Source organism: Bradyrhizobium sp. (assembly GCF_052389815.1).
Lineage (GTDB): Bacteria > Pseudomonadota > Alphaproteobacteria > Rhizobiales > Xanthobacteraceae > Bradyrhizobium.
Map to the genome: position 1 here is coordinate 1 of NZ_JBQTHN010000047.1, position 4,804 is coordinate 4,804.

Genomic DNA, 4,804 nt, shown 5'->3' on the forward strand with positions numbered 1-4,804 from the left:
GACGGGAGTGCGATTTTGCGCGTTCTGCGCGTTGTCACGCCCGCTCTGGGCCGCATTACCGCCTTCATGGGGCGCTTCTCAGCCAAATCAGGGCAAAACTCAGCGATCAACCGCGTCCGATTCAGTATCGCAACTTAGCCGCAGAATACTTGCCCAGTCTCGGAGCGTGCCCACCTTTCTTGCGCCGGTGCATACGAAGGTGGGCACGGCGCTGTGCGCCTTTGCCCACCCTACGGCATCTCCAATAATTTCGGGATTCCGGGTCCACGCGCGAGCGCGTGTCCCGGAATGACGGCAAGGATCACGCCGCCCTGGTCTTGAGATGGCGGAACATGTTGCTGCGCGCCTCGTCGTCCATCTCGGCCTTGAAGGTGAACTTGTCCTTCAGCGCCATCGCCTTGGCCGCCGCCGGCCGCGCGGTGATTTCGTCCACCAGCCGCTTGATGTTCGGATATTTCGCGACCGCTTCCTCGCCGAGGATGAACGGTATCATCCGCGCCCAGCCCCACACGTCCATGTCCACGATGGTGTAGGTGTCGCCAACCACGTAACGGCGCTCGGCGAGGTGATCGTTGAGGATTGCGAAATGCCGCTGCGCCTCGAACTGGTAGCGATTATGGGCGTAGTCGACTTTTTCCGGCGCGAAATGCTTGAAGTGGACGGCCTGGCCGCTGAACGGGCCGACGCCGGTCGCGACGAACATCAGCCAGGACAGCAATTCGCCGCGGTTGGCTGGCGTGTTCGCCGGCAGAAACTTGCCGGTCTTCTCCGCGAGGTAAAGCAGAATAGCGTTGCTGTCGAACACCTTGACTCCGTCGTCATCGATGGCGGGCACCTTGGCGTTTGGATTGACCGCGAGATATTCCGGCTTGAACTGGTCGCCCTTGCGGGTGTCGACCGGCATCGGCTGAAAGGCGATGCCTGCCTCCTCGAGGAACAGCGCCACCTTGGTCGGGTTGGGCGAACCGTTGAAATAGAACTTCAGCATGAAAATTTCCCCATTTCTTGTTGCCCGAAGGATCGGGACGCGGCTCGATTGCCGCGGGCGGGAACGTCCATGCGCAAATTTTTGCAGCCAGCGCAAGCGACGAGTGCGTGATTGACGGTCGGGAGGCCGGTCAGCCGACGAGGAAGAGGCCAGCGATGCCGGCGGCGACCATCGCAAAACCCGCCGCATGCAGCAGCACGGCCATCCGTGTCGCCGATTGAAGGTCGGAGGCCTGGGCGGCGCGCTCCGGCCCGCTCGCGTAGCCATGGGCGATGATCTCCTGGTTGAAGTCGCCGTGGGCTTCCATGGTGCCTGCAAGCGCCACGCGGATCAGGAGGATGCCGAAGATGACGAGGCCGGCCGATCCCAGCATGCCGATCAGCAGCATCGGGAACATGCCGACCAGGAAGATCGGCAGCAACGGCAGGAGCAGTATCGCCTCGGATCGCTTGCGCATCGGCAGGTCCAATCGAAAGAGCAACCGCTGCCGGCGACCTTAGGTCCGGTGCTTGGGGCCAATCAAATCGAAAGGACGTGAACGGCGCGGGACGGGCTCAACCCGCCGCCATCTGGCTGCGGATCTCGGCGCGCAGCTCGTCGATCAGCTTGAGGCCCTGCTTGGTCTCGACATGCCAGAAGGTCCAGCCGTTGCAGGCTTCGGCGCCCTGCGCCACCGCGCCGATACGATGGATCGAGCCGACCTTGTCGCCGAGCATGATGGCGCCGTCGGCGCGGACCAGCGCGCCATGGCGCTTCCTGGCGTCGACCAGCCTGGCGCCCGGCGCGATCATGCCGCGCTCGATCAGCTCGGAGAAGGCGACGCGCGGCGCCTCGCGCGCCGTCATGAAGGGAGCAAGGGTTGCTTCCGGCAGCGGCTCGACGGCGGCGATGCGTTGCTCCGCCGCCTTGGCATAGGCGGGATCGCGCTCGAAGCCGACGTAGCTGCGGCCGAGACGTTTGGCCACGGCGCCGGTGGTGCCGGTGCCGTTGAAAGGATCGATCACGAGGTCGCCGGGCTTCGACGACGACAGCAGCACGCGCGCCAGCAGCCCTTCCGGCTTCTGGGTCGGGTGCACCTTCTTGCCGTCCTTGCCCTTGAGGCGCTCCTCGCCGGTGCAGAGCGGGATCAGCCAGTCCGAGCGCGCCTGCACGTCCTCGTTGGCGGCCTTCAGGGCTTCGTAGTTGAAGGTGTAGCCCTTGGCTTTTTCGTCACGCGCGGCCCAGATCATGGTTTCGTGCGCGTTGGTGAAGCGGCGGCCGCGGAAGTTCGGCATCGGATTGGACTTGCGCCAGACGATGTCGTTCAGCACCCAGAAGCCGAGGTCCTGCATGATGGCGCCGACGCGGAAGATGTTGTGATAGGAGCCGATCACCCAGATCGTCGCCGACGGCTTCATGATGCGGCGGCAGGCGAGCAGCCAGGCGCGGGTGAAATCGTCGTAGGCGGCGAAAGAGGAAAACTTGTCCCAGTCGTCGTTGACGGCATCGACGTGCGATTCGTCGGGACGCTTGAGCTCGCCCTTGAGCTGCAAATTGTACGGAGGATCTGCGAAGACGACATCGACGCAGCCTGCCGGCAGCTTCGACATTTCGGCGACGCAATCGCCGACGACGATGCGATGGCTCGAGGCAGACTCGAATTTAGTGCGGGGCGCCCTTGCAGACGCCCCGCGACGCGACACAACCATGACTCAATTACTCTGACTCAGGCGACGCTGTCGGCGACGCGGGACTAAACAACCGACTGGCGACACATTGACCGGGCAAAGTAAAAATCGACTTAACCCTGCCGCGCGCTCGCGACTCCGGCGCCGCCTTCGGGCGAGTTGGCGCGGCGATGCGCGTTCAGGTGCACTAGGCAATATTTGCCGGGCGGGTTATTGAACAAGGCAACGGAAATTTTACTTCTGTGCCGCGTTGCCCCGTGCTTGCAGCGCACAAGGGTCGAAATGAGGGGAAACCGCCATGCGTTACGATGATTTCCGCCACAGCGACAACATTGACGACCGTCGCGGCGAGGATGGCGGCGGCATGGGCGGCGGAGGCTTCGGCATTCCGATGGGCGGCGGCGGTCTCGGCATCGGCACCATCATCGTGCTCGGCCTGCTCGGCTACGCCTTCGGCATCGATCCGCGCATCCTGATCGGCGGGGCGGAAATTCTCACCGGCGGTGGCGGTCGCGCGCCGACCTATGAAGCCGATCGCCCCTCGGGCCCGCGCAAGACCGGCGCGCCGACCGACGAGATGGGCAGCATGATCTCCGGCATCCTGGGCGAGCTCGACGACCGCTGGAGCGAGATCTTCAAGGCCGACGGGCGCACCTATGCCGGCCCCAAGATCGTTTTGTTCCGCAACGCCACCAATGGCGGGCGCTGCGGCATGGCGCAGTCGGCGATGGGACCGTTCTATTGCCCGCCGGACCGCACCATCTATCTCGACACGGCGTTCTTCCGCGAGGTCGAGACGCGCTTCCGCGGCTGCTCGGGCAATGCCTGCAAGTTCACCGCGGCCTACATCATCGCGCATGAGGCCGGCCACCACATCCAGAACGTCCTCGGCATCCTGCCGCGCGTGAATCGGGCGCAGCAGCAGGCCGGCAGCAAGGCGGAAGCCAACGCGTTGCAGGTCCGGGTCGAGTTGCAGGCCGACTGCCTGTCCGGCGTCTGGGTCAACCGCGAGGAGAAGAAGCGGCCGGGCTTCCTCGAGGCCGGCGACATCGACGCGGCGCTGAAGACGGCAACCGCCATCGGCGACGATACGCTGCAACGTCAGGCGACAGGCAGGGTGGTGCCCGACAGCTTCACCCACGGCTCGGCGGCGCAGCGCCGGCAGTGGTTCATGACCGGTTACAAGGAAGGCACCGTTGCGGCCTGCAACACGTTCGGCAATGCGCGGTTGTAGTGCTGGCACCGTCCATAGTGGTCGTCATGGCCGGGCTTGTCCCGGCCATCCACTATCTTTGTTGCGGTGCTACGCTAAAGACGTGGAGGCCCGGACCCGTCTCCGCTAACGGCTACGCCGGGGCCAAGTGTACGCTCGGCCCGCCGAAGCTTTAGCGAAGGCGACAAGCCCGGGCATGACGAGAAGAAAGTACGATGTCGACAATCCAGGAAAAGCAATTCGTTCCCCTCAACATCGCCGTGCTGACGATGTCGGACACCCGTTCGCTCGCGGACGACAAATCCGGCACGACGCTGGTCGACCGTCTCACCGCCGCCGGGCACAAGCTGGCGGCGCGCGAGATCGTCACCGACGACGTCGAGGCGATCCGCGCGGTGATCCGGCGCTGGATCGCGGACGCGGGCGTCGATGCCGTGATCACCACCGGCGGCACCGGCTTTACCGGCCGCGACGTGACGCCGGAGGCGGTCGAGCCGCTGTTCGAGAAGCGGATGGACGGCTTTTCGATCGCCTTCCACATGCTGAGCCACGCCAAGATCGTGGCATCGACGATCCAGAGCCGCGCCACCGCGGGTGTGGCGGGCGCCACCTTCATCTTCTGCCTGCCCGGTTCGCCCGGCGCCTGCCGCGACGGCTGGGACGGCATTTTGGCCGCGCAGCTCGACTACCGGACGCGGCCCTGCAATTTCGTCGAGATCATGCCGCGGCTCGATGAACATTTGCGCCGCCCGAAGGCCAAGGGCGCGAGCGCTTAGCCGTCATCCCACGTCATTTCGGGGGGACGCCTAAAGCTCCAACTCCCAGGTCTCCCCCACCAGGTCGACGCCAAAACTGTGGTGCTTCTCTTCCTTGACCCGCTCGAAGCCGGCGCGCGCATAGATGCCGCGCGCGGCGACCAAAATGCTCTGGGTCCAC

At 64.9% G+C, this 4,804-nt stretch carries 5 protein-coding genes and 1 pseudogene; 2 read left to right on the plus strand and 4 right to left on the minus strand.

The genetic code is table 11. The features are described from left to right. Positions 1-301: 301 nt before the first annotated feature. From ACT4OC_RS09335 to ACT4OC_RS09345, 3 genes are all read right to left on the minus strand, one after another. The gene (locus ACT4OC_RS09335) at positions 302-988 is read right to left on the minus strand and encodes a glutathione S-transferase family protein (protein ID WP_444838690.1); all 687 of its coding nucleotides are present in this window, start codon (positions 986-988) and stop codon (positions 302-304) included. Positions 989-1,118: 130 nt separating this feature from the next. After that, on the minus strand, positions 1,119-1,445 hold the full coding sequence (locus ACT4OC_RS09340) for a hypothetical protein (RefSeq protein WP_444838691.1): 327 nt from the start codon (positions 1,443-1,445) through the stop codon (positions 1,119-1,121). A gap of 97 nt (positions 1,446-1,542) precedes the next feature. Then, positions 1,543-2,676 (minus strand): site-specific DNA-methyltransferase, encoded by a 1,134-nt coding sequence (locus ACT4OC_RS09345; protein ID WP_444838692.1) that lies wholly within the window; start codon positions 2,674-2,676, stop codon positions 1,543-1,545. 277 nt (positions 2,677-2,953) lie between these two features. Here ACT4OC_RS09345 and ypfJ point away from each other — a divergent pair, with 277 nt between their 5' ends. Both ypfJ and moaB read left to right on the plus strand, forming a co-directional pair. Continuing rightward, a complete protein-coding gene (gene ypfJ, locus ACT4OC_RS09350) occupies positions 2,954-3,889 on the plus strand; it encodes a KPN_02809 family neutral zinc metallopeptidase (RefSeq protein WP_444838693.1) in 936 nt (311 codons plus the stop codon). 194 nt (positions 3,890-4,083) lie between these two features. Beyond that, positions 4,084-4,644 carry a molybdenum cofactor biosynthesis protein B gene (moaB, locus tag ACT4OC_RS09355; protein WP_444838694.1) on the plus strand — a complete coding sequence of 187 codons (561 nt, stop codon included), beginning with the start codon at positions 4,084-4,086 and terminating at the stop codon, positions 4,642-4,644. A gap of 30 nt (positions 4,645-4,674) precedes the next feature. Here moaB and ACT4OC_RS09360 read toward each other — a convergent pair. Beyond that, positions 4,675-4,804, minus strand: a pseudogene (locus ACT4OC_RS09360) (MarR family transcriptional regulator); the annotation flags it as partial.

Bases quoted from the DNA above. Each gene is read 5' to 3' on its own strand.
- ACT4OC_RS09335 (WP_444838690.1), bottom strand. From the start codon at position 988: ATGCTGAAGTTCTATTTCAACGGTTCGCCCAACCCGACCAAGGTGGCG.
- ACT4OC_RS09340 (WP_444838691.1), bottom strand. From the start codon at position 1,445: ATGCGCAAGCGATCCGAGGCGATACTGCTCCTGCCGTTGCTGCCGATC.
- ACT4OC_RS09345 (WP_444838692.1), bottom strand. From the start codon at position 2,676: ATGGTTGTGTCGCGTCGCGGGGCGTCTGCAAGGGCGCCCCGCACTAAA.
- ypfJ (WP_444838693.1), top strand. From the start codon at position 2,954: ATGCGTTACGATGATTTCCGCCACAGCGACAACATTGACGACCGTCGC.
- moaB (WP_444838694.1), top strand. From the start codon at position 4,084: ATGTCGACAATCCAGGAAAAGCAATTCGTTCCCCTCAACATCGCCGTG.